Origin of the sequence: Nostoc sp. UHCC 0870 (assembly GCF_022063185.1) — a bacterium.
GTDB lineage: Bacteria > Cyanobacteriota > Cyanobacteriia > Cyanobacteriales > Nostocaceae > Trichormus.
This window is the reverse complement of the sequence record NZ_CP091913.1, coordinates 4,996,658-5,018,499: the sequence shown is the minus strand read 5'-3', so window position 1 is coordinate 5,018,499 and position 21,842 is coordinate 4,996,658. Positions and strand designations below refer to the sequence as shown.

Annotated in this window: 18 protein-coding genes; 7 read left to right on the top strand and 11 right to left on the bottom strand. The window is 42.4% G+C overall.

The window, feature by feature from the left end:
- Positions 1-76: 76 nt before the first annotated feature.
- The 3 genes from L6494_RS21230 (at position 77) to L6494_RS21220 (ending at position 3,590) form a co-directional block, all read left to right on the top strand.
- Positions 77-1,576 carry a carotenoid oxygenase family protein gene (locus tag L6494_RS21230; RefSeq protein ID WP_237989742.1) on the top strand — a complete coding sequence of 500 codons (1,500 nt, stop codon included), beginning with the start codon at positions 77-79 and terminating at the stop codon, positions 1,574-1,576.
- Between the two features lie 184 nt (positions 1,577-1,760).
- Positions 1,761-3,050: a Glu/Leu/Phe/Val family dehydrogenase gene (locus L6494_RS21225; protein ID WP_237989741.1), complete on the top strand. Its 1,290-nt coding sequence runs from the start codon at positions 1,761-1,763 to the stop codon at positions 3,048-3,050.
- Between the two features lie 261 nt (positions 3,051-3,311).
- Positions 3,312-3,590: a hypothetical protein gene (locus L6494_RS21220; RefSeq protein ID WP_237989740.1), complete on the top strand. Its 279-nt coding sequence runs from the start codon at positions 3,312-3,314 to the stop codon at positions 3,588-3,590.
- A gap of 8 nt (positions 3,591-3,598) precedes the next feature.
- Here L6494_RS21220 and L6494_RS21215 read toward each other — a convergent pair whose 3' ends face one another.
- Together L6494_RS21215 and mnmE are read right to left on the bottom strand one after the other, a co-directional pair.
- Entirely contained in the window at positions 3,599-4,369 is a 771-nt protein-coding gene (locus L6494_RS21215; RefSeq protein WP_237989739.1) for an SDR family NAD(P)-dependent oxidoreductase, read from the bottom strand.
- 16 nt (positions 4,370-4,385) lie between these two features.
- Positions 4,386-5,777, bottom strand: a complete 1,392-nt coding sequence (gene mnmE, locus L6494_RS21210; protein ID WP_237989738.1) for a tRNA uridine-5-carboxymethylaminomethyl(34) synthesis GTPase MnmE — start codon at positions 5,775-5,777, stop codon at positions 4,386-4,388.
- Between the two features lie 479 nt (positions 5,778-6,256).
- Between mnmE and L6494_RS21205 the strand changes: the two genes are divergently transcribed.
- Positions 6,257-6,457: a hypothetical protein gene (locus L6494_RS21205; RefSeq protein ID WP_237989737.1), complete on the top strand. Its 201-nt coding sequence runs from the start codon at positions 6,257-6,259 to the stop codon at positions 6,455-6,457.
- A 14-nt stretch (positions 6,458-6,471) separates the two neighbouring features.
- Here the strand turns inward: L6494_RS21205 and L6494_RS21200 are convergent, their stop codons facing one another.
- A complete protein-coding gene (locus tag L6494_RS21200; RefSeq protein ID WP_237989736.1) occupies positions 6,472-7,161 on the bottom strand; it encodes a Uma2 family endonuclease in 690 nt (229 codons plus the stop codon).
- A 112-nt stretch (positions 7,162-7,273) separates the two neighbouring features.
- A complete protein-coding gene (rsmI, locus tag L6494_RS21195; RefSeq protein WP_237989735.1) occupies positions 7,274-8,131 on the bottom strand; it encodes a 16S rRNA (cytidine(1402)-2'-O)-methyltransferase in 858 nt (285 codons plus the stop codon).
- A 90-nt stretch (positions 8,132-8,221) separates the two neighbouring features.
- Here rsmI and L6494_RS21190 point away from each other — a divergent pair, with 90 nt between their 5' ends.
- On the top strand, positions 8,222-9,088 hold the full coding sequence (locus L6494_RS21190; protein WP_237989734.1) for a sugar kinase: 867 nt from the start codon (positions 8,222-8,224) through the stop codon (positions 9,086-9,088).
- Between the two features lies 1 nt (position 9,089).
- The gene (locus L6494_RS21185) at positions 9,090-9,950 is read left to right on the top strand and encodes a 3'(2'),5'-bisphosphate nucleotidase CysQ family protein (protein WP_237989733.1); all 861 of its coding nucleotides are present in this window, start codon (positions 9,090-9,092) and stop codon (positions 9,948-9,950) included.
- Here the strand turns inward: L6494_RS21185 and L6494_RS30890 are convergent.
- Positions 9,945-10,076 (bottom strand): hypothetical protein, encoded by a 132-nt coding sequence (locus tag L6494_RS30890; RefSeq protein WP_269139266.1) that lies wholly within the window; start codon positions 10,074-10,076, stop codon positions 9,945-9,947. The genes L6494_RS21185 and L6494_RS30890 overlap by 6 nt on opposite strands.
- Before the next feature lie 46 nt (positions 10,077-10,122).
- Here L6494_RS30890 and sbcC point away from each other — a divergent pair, with 46 nt between their 5' ends.
- The gene (gene sbcC, locus L6494_RS21180) at positions 10,123-13,149 is read left to right on the top strand and encodes an exonuclease subunit SbcC (RefSeq protein ID WP_237989732.1); all 3,027 of its coding nucleotides are present in this window, start codon (positions 10,123-10,125) and stop codon (positions 13,147-13,149) included.
- A gap of 29 nt (positions 13,150-13,178) precedes the next feature.
- Here the strand turns inward: sbcC and L6494_RS21175 are convergent, their stop codons facing one another.
- The 6 genes from L6494_RS21175 to rnhA form a co-directional block, all read right to left on the bottom strand.
- Positions 13,179-14,735, bottom strand: coding sequence for a peptidoglycan-binding domain-containing protein (locus L6494_RS21175; protein WP_237989731.1), 1,557 nt, complete (start codon positions 14,733-14,735; stop codon positions 13,179-13,181).
- A 483-nt stretch (positions 14,736-15,218) separates the two neighbouring features.
- Positions 15,219-15,689 (bottom strand): SH3 domain-containing protein, encoded by a 471-nt coding sequence (locus tag L6494_RS21170; protein ID WP_237996192.1) that lies wholly within the window; start codon positions 15,687-15,689, stop codon positions 15,219-15,221.
- Between the two features lie 352 nt (positions 15,690-16,041).
- Complete coding sequence (locus L6494_RS21165; protein WP_237989730.1) at positions 16,042-17,553, bottom strand: AAA family ATPase; 1,512 nt, start codon at positions 17,551-17,553, stop codon at positions 16,042-16,044.
- 95 nt (positions 17,554-17,648) lie between these two features.
- On the bottom strand, positions 17,649-18,869 hold the full coding sequence (locus L6494_RS21160; RefSeq protein WP_237989729.1) for an aspartate aminotransferase: 1,221 nt from the start codon (positions 18,867-18,869) through the stop codon (positions 17,649-17,651).
- A gap of 125 nt (positions 18,870-18,994) precedes the next feature.
- Positions 18,995-20,191 carry an iron-containing alcohol dehydrogenase family protein gene (locus L6494_RS21155; protein WP_237989728.1) on the bottom strand — a complete coding sequence of 399 codons (1,197 nt, stop codon included), beginning with the start codon at positions 20,189-20,191 and terminating at the stop codon, positions 18,995-18,997.
- A gap of 580 nt (positions 20,192-20,771) precedes the next feature.
- The gene (gene rnhA, locus L6494_RS21150) at positions 20,772-21,677 is read right to left on the bottom strand and encodes a ribonuclease HI (protein WP_237989727.1); all 906 of its coding nucleotides are present in this window, start codon (positions 21,675-21,677) and stop codon (positions 20,772-20,774) included.
- Positions 21,678-21,842: the final 165 nt, after the last annotated feature.

Genomic DNA, 21,842 nt, shown 5'->3' with positions numbered 1-21,842 from the left:
AAACTCAAAACTCAAAACTCAAAACTCAGCACTCACCACTCAGCACTTAGCACTCAGCACTCACCACTCAAATAATATGCAGAGTTTTCAAATTCCAGAAACAGCAATTTTAGAAAAATCCTATACTCGTGAAGATTGGCAGAGAGGATACGAATCCCTTACCCAAGAGTTTGATTATTGGATTGATGATATAGAAGGAGAAATCCCTCAAGAACTGCAAGGCACATTGTTTAGAAATGGGCCAGGATTACTTGATATCAACGGTCAGCGTCTTCATCATCCTTTTGATGGGGATGGGATGATTAGCCGCATCACTTTTGTCAATGGTCGCGCCCATTTTTGTAATAAATTTGTGCGTACAGAAGGCTATCTAGCAGAACAAAAAGCCGGAAAAATTCTCTATCGTGGTGTATTTGGTACTCAAAAGCCAGGGGGTTTGTTAGCTAATATCTTTAATTTCAAAATCAAGAATATTGCTAACACCAACGTTATCTATTGGGGTGATAAACTTTTGGCACTATGGGAAGCTTGTGAACCCCATCTTCTCGATGCTTACACCCTAGAAACTTTAGGCAAAGAATACTTTAATGGAGTTTTGTCAGAGGGCGAAGCTTTTAGCGCACATCCTCGCATTGACCCTAATTGTATTCAAGATGATGGCGCACCTTGTTTAGTTAATTTTTCTATTAAACCGGGACTATCTACTACAATTACAATTTTTGAATTAGACCCAACAGGTAAAGTTCTCAGAAAACAAGCTCATAGTGTTCCGGGATTTTGTTTTATTCACGATTTTGTCATTACTCCTGATTACTGTATCTTTTTTCAAAACCCTGTCGCTTTTAATCCCATACCTTTCGCTTTGGGTATACGTGCAGCTGGGGAATGTATCAAATTCCAGCCAAATCAACCGACTCGAATTATAGTTATCCCTCGCTTTCCAAAAGGGGAAAATACAGGGATAAAAATTCTGGAAACACAAGCAGGTTTTGTGTTTCACCACGTTAATGCTTTTGCTGTCGGGAATGAAATTTATATTGACTCTATTTGCTACGATTCACTACCAGAAGTAGAACCAGACAGCGATTTTCGTCAAGTTGATTTTGATGCGGGTTTTCCTGGTCAAATCTGGCGTTTTCATCTTAATCTTCAAGATGAGACAGTAGAACGCAATTTAATTGAGAGTCGTTGTTGTGAATTTTCCAGCATACATCCTGACCATGTAGGACGCGCCTACAGATATATTTATATAGGTGCAGGTCATGCAGAAACTGGTAATGCACCACTGCAAGCATTACTAAAAATTGATTTAGAGTCTGGAGAAAGACAACTTTGGAGTGCTGCGCCGCGTGGTTTTATAGGTGAGCCGATTTTTGTCCCGCGTCCCAATGCTCAAACAGAAGATGATGGCTGGTTGCTAGCTTTAGTTTATGATGCTGCTCATCATCGCTCAGATGTGGTGATTTTGGATGCTCGTGATTTAGCAAAAGATGCGATTGCACGACTACATCTAAAACATCATATCCCCTATGGCCTGCACGGTAATTTTACCTCAAAAATTTTTGTGGCAAATTGATCCCCTAAGTGTTTATAACCATAGGTTAAAGTCAATAATTATTTTTGCCTTTAATCTGTGGTTTTCTAAAATTAAAATAAAATTGTAACAATAACTACAAAATTCTCATGTTTCTTGAAAACGCGGGATAAGCTAGGCATATATGTATCCGGTTCGCCAAAAACCGCGATTAGGAGAAAATCTTATGGTTTCAACCCCTATCATTCCTTTAGAAGCTGCTACTCCAGCACATATTTGTCCATTTGACCAAGCTTGTAGTTATTTAGAAGCAGCCGGGAAAGAATTAAGGTTAGATCAAGGTGTACTAGAAATTCTTAGTCACCCACGCAAGGTAGTGACAGTTTCCATTCCCGTAAAGCTAGATAATGGTAATATCCGCGTCTTAGCAGGACATCGGGTACAACATTCTGATGTGTTAGGCCCCTACAAAGGCGGAACTAGATACCATCCGGCTGTCACACTGCGGGAAGTGTCGGCTTTAGCTATGCTGATGACGTGGAAATGTGCGCTGTTGGGTATTCCCTATGGTGGTGCAAAGGGAGGTATTGCGATCGATCCGCAAAATTATAGCGTGGGCGAATTAGAGCGGATTACTCGCCGCTATACCAGCGAGTTAATTAAAGATATTGGCCCCTCAGTAGACATACCCGCCCCAGACATGGGAACTTCCGCCCGTGAAATGGCTTGGATGATGGACACATATTCAGTGAATGTGGGTCATTCTGTACCCGGAGTTGTCACTGGTAAGCCTTTATCTATCGGCGGTTCACTAGGGCGAGAAATGGCTACCGGACGCGGTGTAATGATTATCGTCCGGGAAGCATTAGCAGATATAGGCAAATCTCTAGAGGGAATGCGAGTAGTTATCCAAGGTTTTGGGAATGTGGGAGGCGCAGCAGCTGAATTACTCTACCAAGCTGGAGCAAAAATTATTGCTGTTTCCACTGCTACGGGTGGGGTTTATTCATCTCATGGTCTTGATATTCCCGCATTAAAAGCTTATGCTGCCGAAAATCGTAAAAGTGTAATAGGTTTCCCACAAGTAACACCTATTAGTAATGCAGAGTTGCTAACTTTACCCTGTGATGTGTTAATTCCCGCCGCCTTAGAAAACCAGATTACAGCAGAAAATGTCCATCAAGTGAAAGCGCAAATCATTGCAGAAGCTGCTAACGGGCCAATAACTTTGGAAGCCAACCAATTTCTAGAGGCGCAGGGTGTAACTGTCCTACCAGATATCCTAGCCAATGCTGGTGGTGTGGTAGTAAGTTACTTGGAATGGGTGCAAGGTCTTTCTTACGTATTTTGGGATGAAGCACGTGTCAATCGGGAAATGGAACACTTAATGGTGCAAGCATATCATCATGTGATTCAACAGTCCAAAGTGCGGCAAGTTCCTCTAAGGTTAGCAGCTTATACTCTGGGAGTGGGTAGAGTTGCTCAAGCCTTAAATGATAGGGGTCTATATCCTTAAGGGAAAAGATGAATTTGGTGATGTGTACAACCCCTGGATGAATTAATTCAAAATTCAAAATAAAGTCGGGGGTTTTACGCATCACATCTTATAACTAAATTATTGCCCACTCTACAAAAATCGGCATTGAATTTAGTATAAAAAATATGAATATAGCAAGTATCAAAAGACTGAATTTAATTTCTCTCTTGAGATTTATGAATTACTAACAAACAATGTTTATATTCAAATCATTAAGATATTTTTAAGAGGTAAATAATTATGTCACATCAAATTATGTCTAATGGACAATTATTGGCTGAACTAACTTTAGAAGAAGAAGCTAATATAATTGGTGGTGTTAAAATTTCTACCCCCAAGGACACGGACAATAATCCCACTAATATTAGTATTGATAATGCTGGTGCTAAAATCCGCGTTGAATTGGGAAAAGCATCACCAAATCAAAGTTTCAGTAACAAATTTGGTCAATGTAGCTCCTATTTTGATGAGTTTACTGGAAGATTCACTTTTGCTTGTATCTTGAAAAACTCTAAGTAATTGAGACACTACCAAGGTAATCTACTTCCATCCCAAGAGAAAAATTGTCCGCTATCACCTTTTTGTAGTTGTTCAATGACAGCTAGTAATTGGGTAACAGTGCGTTCAACTGAGAATAATTTATCGGGAACTACATTTTTTTGAAACGGACGAGAAAGTTGTGTATCAGTTGTACCAGGATGTAAAGTTACAACTATCGTGTGAGGACAACTTCTACTATACTCAATCGCCACATTTTTCATAAACATATTAAGTGCTGTTTTAGAGGCGCGATAGCCATACCATCCACCAAGTTGGTTATCACCTATACTGGCTAATTTAGCTGATATGGTAGCAAAGACAGCAGACTCATTATGGCGAAACAATGGTAAAAGATGTTTAGCCAATAGTACAGCACCTACACTGTTTACTTGGAAGTAACGTAATAAGTTGTCTGCATTAATTTGTCTTAAACTTTTTTCAGGTTGCAAATCACCTTCATGTAGCAATCCTACACAGTTAATTACTAAATGTAATTTATCTATTTGAGTGCGTATTTGTTTTATAGATTCAGCAATTTGTAACTCATCGGTAATATCTAATATCAAACAAGTTAGACGGCTAGAATATTGTTCAGATAAATCTATTAATTCAGAGGCTGATTCTGGTTGGCGATAAGTGGCATAAATTTTGTTGATTCTGCCATCTTGGAGCAATTTTTTTATAAAGCCTAACCCAATTCCTTGGCTTGCTCCTATGATTAAGACGTTGGTATGATTAAGTTCATCAATAAAAGACATATATATTTTAGTTATATTATTTACCAATGCAAAATTTACTGAAAATCCTATCAAGTACAGATTCAGTTACATCTTCTCCTGTTATTTCTCCTAGTGCTTGAATTGCACCTCTTAAATCAATTGTCCAAAAATCTAAAGGTAATTTTTCGGAAATTGTTACCTGTACTTGTGTTAAAGCAATTTTAGCTTGTGTGAGTGCAGCAGCTTGTCTTTGGTTAATGGCTAAATCCATATCAGCAGCTTGAATTTTACCTGTATGAACTATCTCTAAAATTGCTGTTTCTAGGGAATCAATCCCCTGATTTTGGGCTGCTGCTGTGTGGACAATGTGATTAATATGCTGGGGATATGCTAAAGTATGAATGAGTTGCTTTTCTACTAAGTCGATTTTATTAATCACGAGAATCAACGGACGGTGTTGTACTTGTTCGTAGATTTGTCTATCGCCATCTGTCCAACCTGTGGCAGCATCGATGGTGAATAAGACTAAATCTGCTGTGTTGGCAGCACGACGCGATCGCTCTACCCCTATCTTCTCTACTTGGTCTACTGTGTCCCGAATGCCTGCTGTATCTAGCACCTGCACCGGAATTCCCCCCACTACTATCTGAGATTCCACCACGTCGCGGGTTGTACCGGGTAAGTCAGTGACAATGGCGCGATCGCTCTGACTCCAAGCATTCAACAAGCTAGATTTGCCCACATTCGGACGACCAACGATTGCTACTTTTAACCCTGTACGCAGCAGTTCACCTTTATCTTTAGTTGCCAATAATTTGGTGATTTCTGTGGCAATGCCATCAATATCTGATATTATTTGTTTATGATCCAACGGGGGTAGGTCTTCCTCAAAATCAATCCGAGCCTCAATTTCTGCCAAAATATCCAAACAGTTAGCGCGTAACTGACGGATGGGATGGGCTAATTTTCCCTGTAACCCAGCTAAAGCAGTTTGAGCAGCTTGGGGTGATTTAGCTCCCACCAAATCAGCAATACTTTCGGCTTGAGTTAAATCTAATCGCCCATTCAAAAAGGCGCGGAGGGTAAATTCTCCAGGTTGTGCGAGCCTTGCACCATTTTCCAAACACAACTGCAATACCTGCTGCACTGCCATAATCCCGCCATGACAATGAAATTCCACCACATCTTCACGGGTGTAAGAACGGGGTGCTTTCATGATTAGTAACAAAGCTTCATCTACCATCTGTTGCGTTTGGGGATGGCGAATATAACCGTAGAGAATGCGGTGACTTTCCCAAACCTGCTTTCCAGGAGCATAAAACAGAGTTTGAGCAATGGCTATGGCGTGGAAACCAGACACCCGCACAATACCCACACTACCCTGTTGGGGGACAACAGCAGTAGCGATCGCGGCGATAGTTCCAGTTATAGCCAACAATTCCGACATGAGCGACCTTTTGAGCAAGAAATTGCATATATATGAGCGTAGCAGGGATTGGGCATTATAGCGGTTATCGCTTTAGCTAGGTACAAGAACCCCACCCCCAACCCCCTCCCCGCAAGCAAGGAGGGGGCTATGATATACCTCATGTGATCAAGAAACGCTATAGGCATTGGGCATTGACTTTTGGGCTTCCTGACTTTTTTTAAAATCGTAAATATTTAGACTAATTTGATCTCAAATAGCACGGTAAAATTTACCTGGAAAGTAGAAATAACAAACAAAGGAAATAAAAATCCCTTTTAACTACTCCCCAGTCCCCAGTCCCCAGCGATGCACTGAGCAGTTCGACAGGCTCACTGTATCACTTGTCGTTCGCGGAGCGTCTCGCAGAGAAGTGTCTCCAGTCCCCAGTCCCCACAAGTTGTTGAATTTTAAATTGATTCGTCCCCGATCCTTATTTTCAAATCAGAGAGGAATTGACAGTGGAGCAGAAAATTAACTGCGCTCAAGCCTGCGTTAACGGTTGTGTTTTAGGGGAGAAATGCCCAAACATTGAGTATAGAGAGGCTGCGTCAAAATTTATCGCTGAGACTTCGTTAGACCAAATGCTAGCAATTGCGGAAGAACGTCTCAGGCGAAAAATGACAGAACCTCCAAAATGGGTATTTCCCGAAGAACAGTAAGCATCTCTTGAGTATTAAATAGTATTTGGATCTATACCTAATTCACGCAGCTTCGCCTCTAAGCGATCGCTGCGTTGTTTTTCTTGTTCAGCGCGCTGCATCTCCAACCTTGCAACTTCTTCTGGTGTGAGTACGATTTCCCCATCAGCAGTGTAAAAACGTAAATTCTGCTGTTCAACCCCTAAATATAACTCTAATTGCTGACTCCATAGCCTACCTTGGGGATTGGGTGCTATTGGCTCATATTTACCACCCATTAAAATAAACCCAGCAAATTCTAAATTATTGGGGTCGAACCAAAAGTATTCCGGCGTGCGGAATATATCTTGATAGATTTGTTTTTTTAAGCCTCTGTCAGTAGACGAAGTAGAATCTGATAGTAGTTCTACAATCACGTTGGGATACTTACCTTCTTCTTCCCAGACAACCCAACTTTTACGGGGTTTGCGTTCTGTTCCTAACACCACGAAGAAATCCGGCCCTCGGAAGTGTTCAGATTTAAGCTGTTTCGGACTGTAAAAAATAGTCAGATTACCAGCAGCAAAAAAATCATTGCGGTCTTGCCACCACCATTCTAAGGTGTTTAATAACAGGATTAGTTGCTGTAAATGTAGATAACTTTCCAACTCTGGCTCATCACTGTATAAATCGCCTGGAGGAAAGATAACATATTCTGGGGTTGTTAAATCTTTGGCTACAGACATGGCAGTAAATCTCTTACTCCTATAAGTTTAGCCTAGCAAAGATGGGGACTGGGGACTGGGGACTGGGTATTGGTAATGAAAGAATTATCAACTCCCTTTTAGTTAAGGTTTTTTATTCAGGATTGAGATCAATCGCCAGAGCAATTTGATAAACTTGACGACGGTTAAGGGCAGTATATTTATTTAATTGTCGGCTAGCTTGCGATCGCGATATACCTTGACGCATTAATTGTTCTAGTTCGGCTTTGAGTTGTGCTTCTGTGAGTAGGGGTTGACTGGGGGGATTCCCTGCTAATACTAGAGTATATTCACCTTGGGGTTCTTTTTGTTGATAGTGGGCGATCGCATCGCCAATACTTCCCCGCCAAAATTCCTCATACAATTTAGTTAACTCCCGCGCCATCACAATTTGGCGATCGCTTCCCCAAATATCTGCTAAGTCTTGTAAAGTATCTCGTAAACGGTGGGGCGATTCGTAGAAAATTATAGTGCGAGATTCTGTCTGTAAAGTCTCTAAATGTTCTCGTCGTTGCTGACTTTTCGCAGGTAAAAACCCCTCAAACACAAACTTATCTGTTGGTAGTCCCGCCGCACTCAACGCCGTAATCGCTGCACTCGCGCCAGGAATGGGAACTACGGGAATCTTTGCTTCAATGCAAGCCTTCACCAATTCATACCCCGGATCAGAAATTCCTGGCATACCCGCATCACTAACTAAAGCGATCGCTTTTCCACCCTGCAAATGCTCTATTAATTCTGGGATGCGACTACTACTATTATGCTCGTGGTAACTTGTTTGGGGTGTTTTAACTTGTAAATGTTGTAGTAATTTCCCCGTGTGGCGCGTATCCTCTGCGGCAATCAAATCCACATTCTGCAAAATCCGCACCGCTCGCAAGGTAATATCTTCTAAGTTACCAATGGGTGTGCCAACTATATATAGTGTTCCTGGTTTGGGATCGGTTTGCATTAATGGGGATTGGGGACTGGGGACTGGGGACTGGGGAACTCGGGTCCCCCTCTGGGGATAAGGGGTAATGGGGATTGGGGAGAATAACTAATGACTAATCACGCTTTATTTGTGGGTTTAATCACTTTAGATTTAATTTACTTAGCTGAATCTGCCCCGCAAAATAATCAAAAGTTAGTTGCATCTGATTACACTGTAGCAGCAGGCGGCCCAGCTACCAACGCGGCTGTCACTTTTAGTTATCTAGGAAATCAAGCTACAGTTTTGGGTGTGTTGGGTTCGCATCCCATGACAGAGTTAATTCGGGGAGATTTAACTATATATAATGTAGCGATCGCTGATCTTGACCCTACCATCAATACAGCACCGCCTGTATCCTCCATTATTGTCACCCAATCCACCGGGGAACGGGCGGTCATTTCTATCAATGCTGTCAAAAACCCAGCCAGTATTACCTCAATTCCACCAGATATCTTACACAATATAGATATAGTCCTGATTGACGGACATCAGATGCAGGTGGGATATGCGATCGCTAAAATGGCTAAGGCTCATCATATCCCTGTAGTTATTGATGGTGGTAGTTGGAAACCAGGATTTGAACAAGTCTTACCCTTGGTAGATTACGCCGTTTGTTCGGCTAACTTTTACCCTCCCAACTGTCACTCTCAAGCAGAAGTTTTTGCTTATCTCCGCACCTGCGGTATTCCCCACATCGCCATTACCCACGGAGAACAACCAATTACCTACTCAAGTCATGGTCAATTTGGTAGTATAGCTGTACCTTCTATACCAGCAGTTGATACACTAGGGGCTGGAGATATTGTTCACGGTGCTTTTTGCCACTACATTTTACAAGCCAGTTTTACTGATGCTCTCGACCAAGCAGCTAAAATTGCGGCTGAAGCTTGTAAATATTTTGGTACGCGTCGCTGGATGGATTTTAGGACACAGTAAAATGAAAGACTTACAAGAAATACTAGCGATCGCTCGTGCCGTCGGTTGGGGCGCAGCAGACATATTACAATCTTACTATCACGGCACTGCTACAGACCCTAATCTGGACGTGCAGTATAAACAAAATGAACCTGTCACCGTCGCTGATGTCGTAGTCAGTCAATACATTCTCCAAAAGCTACAAGCAGCCTTGGGTAACGAAGATTTTGCTTACATCAGCGAAGAAACCTATAAATCCAGACTAGATACAGATACATACTCTGCACCTGATTGGGTATGGATTATTGATCCTCTAGATGGTACGCGTGATTTCATCGATAAGACTGGGGATTATGCAGTTCACATCGCTTTAGTTAAAGGACATAGACCAGTCTTAGCAGTAGTTGCAGTACCAGAAAAAGCAAAACTGTACTACGCTACCAAAGGAGGCGGGACATTTGTAGAAACCCGCAACGATGCTGTTCCCCTACAACTACTATTTAGTAACAATAATAAGCCGATTGAAGATTTAACTTTAGTTGTTAGTCGCTCTCACCGCAATCAACGCTTAGATTATCTACTGCAAAACTTGCCTTTACGCCATCAAAAAGCCGTCGGTAGTGTTGGTTGTAAAATAGCCGCCATTCTCGAACAACAAGCAGACATTTACATTTCCCTTTCTGGCAAGTCTGCGCCCAAAGATTGGGATATGGCAGCACCAGAACTGATTTTAACAGAAGCTGGGGGAAATTTTACTCATTTCAATGGTGATCCATTAAAATACAATACTGGCGACATTAATCAGTGGGGTGGATTGCTCGCTAGTAATAGTCAGCATCATCATGTATTGTGTCAAGAAGCAGAAAAAATATTAGCTTTATAGAATAGCGAATCGCTGCGATCGCCTTTCCTGCAAAATCACCTCATAACTATTGTTAATTTTCGTAAAATTGCGGACACTTAAACTAGAAACCTGATAAACACCTAGATAGACTATCAAAGAGTGCATCTGTACTGCTAGCTAAAAAATATGTAAATGTGGCGATATAGCCTGAATGATCCCAGTACAACTTATCCTCAAAAATTTTCTTAGTTACCGTGATGCAACTTTAGATTTTCGTGGTTTGCATACGGCTTGTATTTGTGGTTCTAATGGAGCAGGTAAATCATCCCTTCTCGAAGCAATGACATGGGCGATTTGGGGTGAAAGCCGCGCTGCTGCTGAAGATGATGTGATCCATTCTGGTGCAAAAGAAGTTAGAGTTGATTTTACTTTTCAAACTAACCAACAAAAATATCGGATTATCCGCAGCCGAGTTAGAGGCGCGGCTGGGGGGCTAGAATTTCAAATCGAAACACCCTCTGGGTTTCGTGCCTTGACTGGTAAAGGCATAAGGGCAACACAGGATTTAATTTTAGAATACATTAAGCTCGATTACGATACTTTTATTAACTCTGCCTATCTGCGTCAAGGACGTGCAGATGAATTCATGCTCAAGCGTCCGAGTGAACGCAAAGAGATTTTAGCGGAGTTGTTAAAGCTGAATCAATATGATGAATTAGAAGAACGAGCCAAGGACTCATCCCGTCAGTTTAAAGCTAGGGCTGAGGAATTAGAGCGTTCTTTAGAGTCGATTAAAACTCAACTACAGCAACGTCATATAACTCAAGCTAAAAAGGCAGAATTAGAAGCTGAAATTAACCAATTACAACAAGTACAAGCTTTTGAGAATATTCAATTACAAAGCTTGCAAGTTGTCCAACACCAACGCACTAATTGGGAACAGCAGCTAAATTTTGTCAAGCAACAATATCAGAATTTAACTCAAGATTGCGATCGCCTACAACAAGAGCAATCATCTATTAACAGTCAAATTACCCAGTTAGCCGCACTCATCAACCAAGAAGTGGAGATTAAAGATGGCTTCACCAATTATCAAAATCTCCAATCTCAAGAAGAAGCCTTCGCCATCAAATTTGATGAATATACCCGTGCTACTGTCCTACGTCAACAAAAGCAGCAACAACTCACTAAACAAATTCATGAGTTAGAACGTCAACTGCAACAAGTCCAAGGACAACTAGCCGCCTTACAACAGCAAGAGCAAGAAATTCAACAAACCCTCTCTAAATCTGGGGAAATTGAAGCAGCCTTAGCCCAACTAGCCGCCGCACGTCGCCATCTAACTCATTTAGATGAACTGCAAATGCAAGTCTCGCCTTTATTGCAGCAGCGACAAAACTTACAAAGTCATTTAGATCGGGTTCACGCTGGGTTAGTAGCCAGACTAGAACAGCTACAAGTCACAGAAAATCAACTGCAACGCTCTTCTCAACGCCAACCCCAACTGCAACAAGCGGTGATGGAAGTGGCGATGCAGATTGATCAAATGGATAAAGATCGGGTTTATTTGCAACGAGTCCAGGAAAAAGGGCAAGAAAGACGGCATTTTATCGAACGTTTACAGGCGCAACATCGGGAATATGAAAGATTATTGGGGGAATTAGAGCAAAAACTGCAAATGCTCCGCACTCCCGATGCTATTTGTCCCTTGTGTGAACGTCCCTTAGATGAGCATCACTGGAATCGCGTTGTAGACAAAACGAAAGATGAGTATAAAGAAACAGAGGGGCAATTGTGGGTCTTCCGGGAACAAATGGCGGTTTCAGATAGAGAAATTCAACTACTGAGGCAAGAATACAAGGAAATATTCCAGAAATTGAATGCTTATGACGGCTTACGGGAGCAAAGAGGACAATTAGCCGCACAGTTGCAATCTACCAGCGATGCAGAACAGCATTTACAGCAACTAGCCTCCGAAAAACAACACCTAGAGCGATCGCTGCAAACGGGTGATTATGCGCCCACACAACAAGCTGAACTCAGGCAGCTAGAACAATATCTGCAACAACTCAATTACAATGAGCAAGACCATGCTCTAGCTCGTAGCGAAGTAGAAAGGTGGCGATGGGCAGAAATTAAACAAGGACAAATCAAAGATGCTGCCAAACGCCAAGCCCAACTAGCAGCCCGTAAACCAGAATTACAAGCCCAAATTACCCAGTTAGAAACCAGAATCCAGCAAGAACAGATTGATTCTGAGTGCGCCAAGCAAATCGCGGCGATTGAAAGCCAAATTAGCGAAATTGCTTACAGTTCCGAACAGCACAACCAGATCCGCACCGCCCTACGTCAAGCCCAATCTTGGCAATTCCGCCATCAACAGTTGTTGTCAGCCCAGCAGCAGTATCCTCAACTCCAGGGACGATTACAAGATTTGGAGACATCGAGAAATACCAGGTTGCAAGAGAGACAACAACTTGTCACCCAAATTACCAGTATTGAGCAGCAGTTAGCCACATCGGCCAATCCCGTTGAACAGATTCAAGCTTTAGAGCAGCAAATAGCAGTCCGCAGAAGACAACTTGATGAATGTATCACCCAATTAGGGCGTTTAGAGCAGTTAGCTTTGCAACTGGACACTATGCAAATCCAGTATGAAGAACAACAGCAACAACTGCAAATTTCTAAGCAACAATATCGAGTGTATCAGGAATTAGCCCAGGCATTTGGTAAAAATGGCATCCAAGCCTTGATGATTGAGAATGTGTTACCTCAGCTAGAAGCAGAGACAAATCAACTATTGTCACGGCTGAGTGCTAATCAACTGCACGTACAATTTATTACCCAAAAAGCTGGGAAAAGTAGTAAATCTACGAAGAAAAACGCCAAATTAATTGACACCTTAGATATTTTAATCGCCGATGCTAGAGGTACACGCGCCTATGAGACTTACTCTGGAGGGGAAGCGTTTAGAATTAACTTTGCAATTCGGTTAGCCTTAGCGAAATTATTAGCACAAAGAGCTGGTGCAGCCTTACAGTTATTGATTATCGATGAAGGTTTCGGCACACAGGATGCAGAAGGATGCGATCGCCTGATTGCCTCCATTAATGCGATCGCCAACGATTTTGCCTGCATCCTCACAGTTACCCATATGCCCCACCTTAAAGAGGCATTCCAAGCCAGAATTGAGGTAAATAAGACACAAGAAGGCTCACAAGTCCGCCTGTTAACTTGAGAGTGCTGAGTCAGCACTCTCAAGCACTCCTAAAAATACTGTACTCTAGCATCTAAACCATTAGAACGTAACAATTTAGACCGTTGCTCTGCCAAAAGGCGATCGCTAAATGCACCAGCATTCACATAACTCCCTAAATTGGATTTATCAGCGTAGGCGTTGGGTACATAACGACGTACTTGATTGAGAGTATTCTGGTTGTTAATTGGTACTATCACCACATAACGATTATTATTAGGAAGGTTAGTAGAAAAGTTAGAAACATTCCCCCGCATTATGGGAACGTTATTTACATTCGGTGCTTGATTTACATTCAGTGCTTGCCAAGTTTGCCAATCTACTCTCCCTGTGGGATTGATTTGATAGGATTGCTGGAAGTTAGCAACAGATGCCCTAGTATATTCATCAAAATAACCATCTATCCTCCGAGCAAAAAAGCCTAACTGCAATAAACGCTGTTGTACTAGTCTGACATTTTCGCTGCGATCGCCAACAAAGAGAACATCTTGACTAAGCTGATTACTAGGCTGATTAGCGTATCTAATGTTCCAAGCTTGACGTACTGCTTCTAAGATTTGTACATCAGCAATGCCATCGGTACTCAGTCTATTATCTCGCTGAAATTGTATAATTGCTTCCCGCGTCATCGCCCCCACTGTGCCAGTAGGGTTAGTATTAAAATATCCCAAATCTTGCAGACGTTGTTGCAAATCTCTGACTTGTTGAGTCGAAAGGCCAGGTCTAGCTGGATTTTGAGCAGAACCCTCTAGTGCATTCCAAGTTTGCCAATTCACAACGCCAGTGGCTGAAATCCCTACACGACGTTGAAAAGCAATGACCGCATCCTTAGTAATGCGTTGAAAATTGCCAGTGGGATTAGCATTAAAATAACCCAACTGACGCAAACGCTGTTGTACCCTGGTTACAGCTTGACCACTACTACCTTCAGAAAGAACTGGGTATCGCCCGCCTACACCAGTTGCATTTCTGATAGCTTGAGCAGTTCTAGAACCAACCACACCATCAGCCCCAATTCCCGCAGATCGCTGAAAACGGATGACAGCTTGCTGAGTTTCTGTCCCAAAATAGCCGGTATTAGGTGCGTTAAAATAGCCTAGCTGCTTGAGATTTCTTTGTAGTTGAGAAACGGCTGTTCCTCTACTCCCAAATTTCAATTCTCCACTAGCATTTCTAGCCTGACAAGCTCTTTGTAGGGCTGTTTGTGTACCACTACCAACAACACCATCAGGGGTTAATTTATTGGCTCGCTGAAACCCAATTACAGCTCTTTGAGTCAAGGTAGCAAATTTGCCTGTAGCTGGAGCATTTAAAAAGCCTAATTGCTTTAAACACCTTTGGATATTTGTAACGTTAGTACCGCTACTGCCTATTTTTTCCAGAGCCAAAGCCTGTCCAGCTACACTCAAAACACCTGTAGTTAATGCCACAGATAACAGCCGCATCGCCGCAACACTAGATAATTTCTGCCACTGCAAAAATTGCCAGTTAATTTGGATAGGAATAAACTCAATACTTTCTGATTCCTCGTAGATAGATGCTATATAAGAATAAACAATAGTATCCATAGTTATATTGCTATTTTTTTGTACAAGAACCCCACCCCAACCCCCTCCCCGCAGGCAAGGAGGGGAGGGAGCTATGATATACCTCATTAGGAAACGCTATAAGAATGGCTTCTAGGATGATTTAGCCGAAAAGTTACTTAGTTTAGTAACTGACTTTCAATCAGTATAAATATAGAGAATAATATACTATTTAATCAGATTTTATATACTAATGTTAATTTATCAAAAAGTGAAGGTTCAAAACCTCGCCCCTGGTGGGCGAAACAGTCCTTGTATCGCAAGGTAGGTAAAAACCCCACCCCTTGTGGGTGGCTTAGTTTAATTGCGAATTGCGTTAGCGAAGCGGGACGTTAGTCCATTGCGAATTGCGAATTGGTTTTATATCCCTGAGTTCAAATCCCCCACCAATGGTAGTGATGGGTGGGGGATTTAAATCCCATATCATATGCCTTGATAACTGTTCACTATTCACTGTTCACTGATTTAATTAACCCGTTCAATATTACCGGCTTTTACCCAACCTTCCTGTTTACTGCCTTCGATACGAATTTTTAGCCAGCTTTTATCTTGGTTCTCTTCCAAAACAATAATATTTTGTTTAAACGCCACACTGCCAACGCGCTCGGCATCTTGTTTAGGTTCAGCACGTAAACTTAACCCTTCAGACCAAGTAACACGTCCTTGATAAGCTCCTGGTGGTAATGCTTCTGATGATTCTGTAGGAGTTGCGGAGGGGGTAGGAGACATTATTGCGTTAGGAGTAGGTGTAGTGTTTAAGTCAGTCTTTTGCGGATTTGAAGTTTGGAGAGCAGGGCTATCATTGGCATAAGTCGGTTTAGTAGGGGGTATAGCAGTTCTATTCATGAAATAGAGTGCTACGGCTACACCGCTACCAACTAAAACTGCGATCGCTAATAAAAATCCCAATATAAACTTTAGTAAACCAGAAACCATAGTTAAATCCTTTTCAATAGTCAATAGTCAATAAATTTTTCCCCAGTCCCCATTACCCCTTATCCCCAGAGGGGGCCCCGAGTTCCCCAATCCCCAGTCCCTAATCTCCCATTAATCAATAGTCCATATTAGTTAATGATTAACTCTGAATTATGGACTATTGCAAGTGAATTGACCAACTATCTGGAGATAAATTTAGGACTTACGCAGTGATACGAAGAATCAAGGGTGTGGGCGAGGGTATAGGGGTATAGGGGTGTGGGGGTGTAGGTGTTCAAAACCCTTACACCCCTACACCCTCATACCCTTACACCCCTTCTTCACAAATAACCTCTGTGCGTAAGTCCTGAAATTACCGTAGCTTCCCGAAAGTATCGCTTAAGGGCGTTTGTTTGGAAGCTAAACGCGCTCTCCCTGCTGCTGCCCATTCTTGCAGTTTTTGGATTTGCTCTACAGCTGTGCGGGCTAAGGGGATAATTTGACTGGCAGCTTCTAAAACATCATCGGTGGTAAAATCTCGGTTCTGGCTAAATCCAAGGTGCATGGCTTCAATTAAAGTTTGCTCAATTTCTGCCCCAGAAAAATCGGGTGTTTCGTATGCTAATCGGTTGATGTCATAATTTTTCAAATTGTGGGGGCGCAGTCGGGATAAATGCACATTAAAAATAGCTTTTCTTTCGTCTTGACTGGGTAAGCCGACAAAGAAAATTTCATCAAATCTACCTTTACGGAGCATTTCCGGCGGTAGGGCTTGGATGTCGTTAGCGGTAGCCACCACAAATACAGGGGAGGTTTTTTCCGCTAGCCAGGTAATAAACGTACCAAATACACGGCTAGTTGTTCCTGCATCACCTTTACTACCCAGTCCTGAAAAGGCTTTGTCAATTTCATCAATCCACAAAATGCAGGGGGCGAGGGCTTCTGCTACTTGGATCATTTGGCGAGTGCGAGATTCTGATTCACCGACTAAACCAGCAAATAAGCGTCCTACATCTAGCCGGAGTAGGGGTAAATGCCAGTGATGAGCGATCGCTTTAGCTGTTAATGATTTCCCTGTTCCCTGAATCCCCACCAATAATAAACCCCTGGGATGGGGCAAACCATACTGACGCGCCCGTTCAGTAAACGAGCCTCCCCGCCGCAATAGCCAATCTTTGAGGTTATCTAGTCCCCCAATATCAGAAATTTGCTCAGTGGCGGGGTAAAAGTCGAGGATTTGGGTTTGGCGGATAGTTTGGCGTTTTTCCTCCAAAACTAAATCTACGTCTTCTGGTTGTAATTCGCCGTGGGTGGCGATCGCCTTCGCCAAAACCCGCCGAATCCTCTCCATTGACAATCCTTGGCAAGAACGCACCAAATCATCTAAAACTTTGCCAGATAGAGAGTTACCCGTGGCTTGTAGTAAGCGTTCTATCTCTGTTTTAATTTCCGGGGCTGCGGGTAAAGGGAACTCCACAACCGTTAAAATTTCAGTTAAATCATCAGGAATCGCAATCCGTGGGGATAATAAAACAATATTTTTGGGTTGAGACTTGAGAAGTCGCGCTAAGTTGCGGAGTTTACGAGCGATCGCCACATCATCTAAAAACCGATGATAGTCTCGTAAAATTAAGACGGCTGGGGCTGAAGCCGGTAATTTTTCTACAAATTCTAAAGCTTGCAGAGGGTTACGCCGTCCAAAGCCCTCGTCATTGGGGTTTCCCTGATAGCCATCGACAAAATCCCAAGTATATACGGGGCGATTCCCTTGATTGTTGGCTTCTTCTCGGATTGCTGCTTCTACCCGTTCCTCTTCATAGGTGGGAATATAAATTAAGGGGTAGCGAGCGCGTAGCAGCAGTTTAAACTCTTCGCGAAAGTTCATATTATAGTTATTAGTTGTTAGTTGCTCTTGATGGCAATGTACAACAATTCCTATCTGCTTTGATTTTTGTATCCCTTATGGGAGTATAGCCATACTTACACTCCTAATTCCGAACCAGCAATAACGGCTTCAGTTTGATAGCGAATACCAGCTTGCTGAATGCGATTTAAGGCTTCACCCAAGCGATCGCAATCTGCAATCAAGCTAATACGCACATACCCTTCACCAGCAACGCCAAAGGCATTACCAGGGGTAACAACAACGCCTGTCTGCTGCAACAAGTTCAAAGCAAAATCCGTTGAACCCATACCCACAGGACATTTCACCCACAAATACATTGTTGCTTTGGTTTTGGGGATATCCCAACCCAACTGTCCTAACCCTTGAATGAGGAAATCCCGGCGGGTGCGGTAGCGTTGTTGTACTTCGTGTAAGTAAATATCAGGTAGTTGTAAGGCTGTCTCGGCGGCTGTTTGTAAGGCGGCAAAAATCCCATAATCTAAGTTTGTTTTGAGTGTCCGCAAGCCTTGAATTACATGGCGATTTCCCACCACAAACCCGACACGCCAACCAGCCATATTATAGGTTTTAGATAAGGTATGGAACTCTACACCAATATCTTTTGCCCCAGGAATTTCTAGTAAGCTAGTGGGTTGATAACCATCAAAAGCTAACTCGGCATAACACAAGTCATGTACTAAGAGAATTTCATACTTTCTCGCAAACGCCACGATTTCCTCAAAAAATTCGCGGGGTGCGGTGGCGGCTGTGGGGTTGCTGGGATAGTTAAAATACAGTATCTTAGCTTGTCTAGCAACGTCTTCAGGAATGGCGGCTAAATCAATTAACCAATTATTCTCAGGCTTCAAAATCAAGCTGTGGACTTTACCGCCAGCAATCACTGGCCCGCGAAAATGGGCAGGATAGGCGGGGGAAGGCACTAGTACCACATCACCAGGATTAATATATGCGATCGCTAGATGAGTTAATCCTTCTTTAGAACCCAATAGAGGCAATGCTTCACTATCAGGATCTAATACCACACCATAGCGACGTTTATACCAATTGGTAATAGCACGGCGAAAACTGGCCGTACCTTCAAAGGGGGGATAACCGTGATTGGCGGGATCTTGCAAAGCCTTGATAGCTGCTTCTACCACTGGTTGTGGTGTCGCGCCATCGGGATTGCCCATCCCTAAATCAATTAAATCAATTCCTTGTTCTCTAGCCTTAGCTTTTAACTCATCGAGACGGGCAAATACATAAGGTGGTAGTTGCTGTATCCGATCTGCTGGGGTAATCCAATCCAAACTCATTCCTCAACCTCGTCAACCCCTTCGGGGAATTCAAAATTCAAAATTCAAAATTCAAAATTATTTTTACTAGCTTTCAGCAGTCAAAGTAATTTGTAGTTCTGCTTGTTGCTTGTCAGAAGAGAGTATTACGAATTAGTCATTATTTCATCACTTGTTTCCCTGGTGGAGACACGATTAACTAAGTCTCTATTATCTGTTGGTGCAGTAGTAGAAACCATCGCCGCCATCAATTGTTCCAATGCAACTTTAAATGGTAGTCGATGAATGTCAGATTCGGGTGCTAAAGAAATTTCGGCGGCTGTTTGTAACTCGCCGAGGGTGATATTACCCAAACCCAAATCAGCTAATTTTTGTGGTAGTCCAATCTCTGCATAGAATTTCAACAATTGTTGTCTAGAAGCGGCTGCCAGTTGGTTGCCTTGTACCATTTCTTCTAAACGCAGCTGCACTAAAATACCGTAGGCGACTTTTTCGCCGTGGATGCTACTGTGTCCAGCAATGTGAGTTAGACCATTATGGACTGCATGGGCGGCAACGGTGCGACACTGCGCCCCACCCAAGCCGCCAATGACACCAGCTAGTAAGACAGTAGCATCAACAACTTCTTGCCATACTTCACTGCCTGGATTTTCCAAGGCTGCGGCTGACTTTTGTAATAAAATATCCCGCAAAACTCGCGCCTGTTGGACTGCGGCAATAATTAAAGTCTGTTCTAAATGCCCACTACTAACTGAAGCTTCGTACCATTTAGCGATCGCATCCCCAATTCCTGCTACTAAGGTATGTGGTGGTGCTGTTTTTACTAAATCGTAGTCCAGTATCAATAAATCGGGACAGCGAGACAAACCCACATCATAGAGAAATGCCCCTTCCTCAGAATAGACATTCGATAAAGCCGTCCAAGCTGCACAGGTAGCCGCCGACGTGGGAATCGTGGCGACAGGTAACTGCAACTGATGTGCAACTAATTTAGCTGTATCTAAAGCTTTACCGCCACCAACACCGATAATCACATCGGCTTTATGTTCTTTCGCTGCCTTCCTCAGAGATTTTAAGCTAGCTTCCGAACAGTCAGCACCATAGGAGACTGGGGTAACGTGCAGATTTTGGTGTTCTAAAATCGGCTGCAAACTCTCCTGAACAATAGCCAGGGTGCTATTTCCTGCCACAATTAAGGGACGAGAGCCAAGTTTGGCAATTTCTAAGGCTGCTGACGGCAATACATTCACCCCACGCATCACTTTTGCTGGGGCAATGGCGAGGGTGAGGAATAAACTAGGAGTTTGAGTAGACAAGGTTTGAGTAGATATTTGATTAGGCATATACTCTAGTTTGCCAAAATCTTGATGTTTCTTAATAAAATTAAATTTATAGCAATTTCCGATGCGATTTAGCTACGGTGGGCAAAACGCGATCGCCTACACAACTGAGCAATAACACCAACTACGCCTTGTTTTGACGGTTGGAGTAATTCGTTGGTATTGCCTATGCGCCATAAATTCCGAACTATCAAAGTTTTGAATAATTGGACGGTTTCCTCACAATACCACTGACAGAATGCTCAGTGAAAGTAAATATTAGAGTATCTAAGGGATATAAAGCAGTTTTAGCTGTATTCATAGCCCGTAAATGAAACTGTTATTAAATTTGTGTAAATAATATCTTAATCTAAATTTAATAAATATTGTATATCAAAATACAAAAAAATAATATTCGAGAGAATATTGTATTTTTTTAAAATTTTAAAACTGATTTTTAGAATCACCGCACTTTTAGGGCGGTGAGAACGTCAAAAAAATATGTGTTGAGTTCTGATTCTTGAACAGTTCTTGCTTGAAAACTCAACACTCCTAACTAGCTGACTAGCTTACTCAGCACTCATTACTCATTACTCAGCACTCATTACTCTTCTTCACCTCCCAGGCGATCGCCTCTTTCTAGTTCCCAGAGAATTTGATTTCCTTCCCGTCGTACCCTTGAGACTATCCAATTTCGCCATCGCCATTGGTCTCCTCGACTGGTGACAGCACTAGCATGGACATCCATCAAGTAAGCTAATTCAGAACTGGTAATCAGGTAGCCTTTAGCGGCAATTTCGTCAGCAATACGTAGAGTTTCAACTAAGTTACGGAGTTGTTCAACCCTTTGTTCAGGTGGCTGTTCTTCGACTGTAGCCGCAGCGTGTGCGGTAGGTAGTTCCATAGCAATTATGTTTGATGCGGAAGTAGAGATTTCTTGTGTCTTTTTGTTAACTATTGTAGAGGTTGTAACATGATTAGGTACTTTTGATACAATATTTTCACTGTTATTAGGTAAAGATTTGTAAGCATTAGAATTAGATAATTGTTGTAGAGATGGGATTTTGCCAGTGGCAAAGCTGCGAGCAATTACATCACAACGTTCGTTACCTACGTTACCAGAATGACCGCGCACATGATGCCAGTTAACCTGTTTGCTATTGAGTTCATCGAGAGTTTCTAGCAAGTCTTGATTTTGAACTGGTTTTCCATCTGCCTTTTTCCAGCCTTTTCGCTTCCAGCCTTTCACCCATTTAGTTACGCAATTAATCAAGTATTCGCTATCGGTATAGAGGGTGATAGGTTCAGTTTGTCGAGAGGACTGGAGAAATTGTAAAGCGGCGATCGCAGCCTGCATTTCCATCTTATTATTCGTAGTATGACTGGCGGCATCACCCATTTCATGAATTGAGCCATCACTGAAATAGACAACAACACCCCAGCCTCCAGGGCCAGGATTACCGGTGCAAGCACCATCGGTGTATATGCTTTCGATTGTTTGGGTAGACATAGTAAAAATATCAAACCGCATTGGGATACAAGGACTTTAGCGGCAAAAGATGGGAAGCAATATATACGTTAACGTAGTAAAAATCAATCTTCCAGTATGGTTTAGAAAATATACTTATTGGTTTGTAGTAAGGACTTTAGTCCTGATTTCCTCATGACACACTTA

Coding starts and splice junctions, on each gene's coding strand:
- L6494_RS21230 (WP_237989742.1), top strand. CDS start 77: ATGCAGAGTTTTCAAATTCCAGAAACAGCAATTTTAGAAAAATCCTAT.
- L6494_RS21225 (WP_237989741.1), top strand. CDS start 1,761: ATGGTTTCAACCCCTATCATTCCTTTAGAAGCTGCTACTCCAGCACAT.
- L6494_RS21220 (WP_237989740.1), top strand. CDS start 3,312: ATGTCACATCAAATTATGTCTAATGGACAATTATTGGCTGAACTAACT.
- L6494_RS21215 (WP_237989739.1), bottom strand. CDS start 4,369: ATGTCTTTTATTGATGAACTTAATCATACCAACGTCTTAATCATAGGA.
- mnmE (WP_237989738.1), bottom strand. CDS start 5,777: ATGTCGGAATTGTTGGCTATAACTGGAACTATCGCCGCGATCGCTACT.
- L6494_RS21200 (WP_237989736.1), bottom strand. CDS start 7,161: ATGTCTGTAGCCAAAGATTTAACAACCCCAGAATATGTTATCTTTCCT.
- rsmI (WP_237989735.1), bottom strand. CDS start 8,131: ATGCAAACCGATCCCAAACCAGGAACACTATATATAGTTGGCACACCC.
- L6494_RS21190 (WP_237989734.1), top strand. CDS start 8,222: ATGACTAATCACGCTTTATTTGTGGGTTTAATCACTTTAGATTTAATT.
- L6494_RS21185 (WP_237989733.1), top strand. CDS start 9,090: ATGAAAGACTTACAAGAAATACTAGCGATCGCTCGTGCCGTCGGTTGG.
- L6494_RS30890 (WP_269139266.1), bottom strand. CDS start 10,076: ATGCACTCTTTGATAGTCTATCTAGGTGTTTATCAGGTTTCTAGTTTA.
- sbcC (WP_237989732.1), top strand. CDS start 10,123: ATGATCCCAGTACAACTTATCCTCAAAAATTTTCTTAGTTACCGTGAT.
- L6494_RS21175 (WP_237989731.1), bottom strand. CDS start 14,735: ATGGATACTATTGTTTATTCTTATATAGCATCTATCTACGAGGAATCA.
- L6494_RS21170 (WP_237996192.1), bottom strand. CDS start 15,689: ATGGTTTCTGGTTTACTAAAGTTTATATTGGGATTTTTATTAGCGATC.
- L6494_RS21165 (WP_237989730.1), bottom strand. CDS start 17,553: ATGAACTTTCGCGAAGAGTTTAAACTGCTGCTACGCGCTCGCTACCCC.
- L6494_RS21160 (WP_237989729.1), bottom strand. CDS start 18,869: ATGAGTTTGGATTGGATTACCCCAGCAGATCGGATACAGCAACTACCA.
- L6494_RS21155 (WP_237989728.1), bottom strand. CDS start 20,191: ATGCCTAATCAAATATCTACTCAAACCTTGTCTACTCAAACTCCTAGT.
- rnhA (WP_237989727.1), bottom strand. CDS start 21,677: ATGTCTACCCAAACAATCGAAAGCATATACACCGATGGTGCTTGCACC.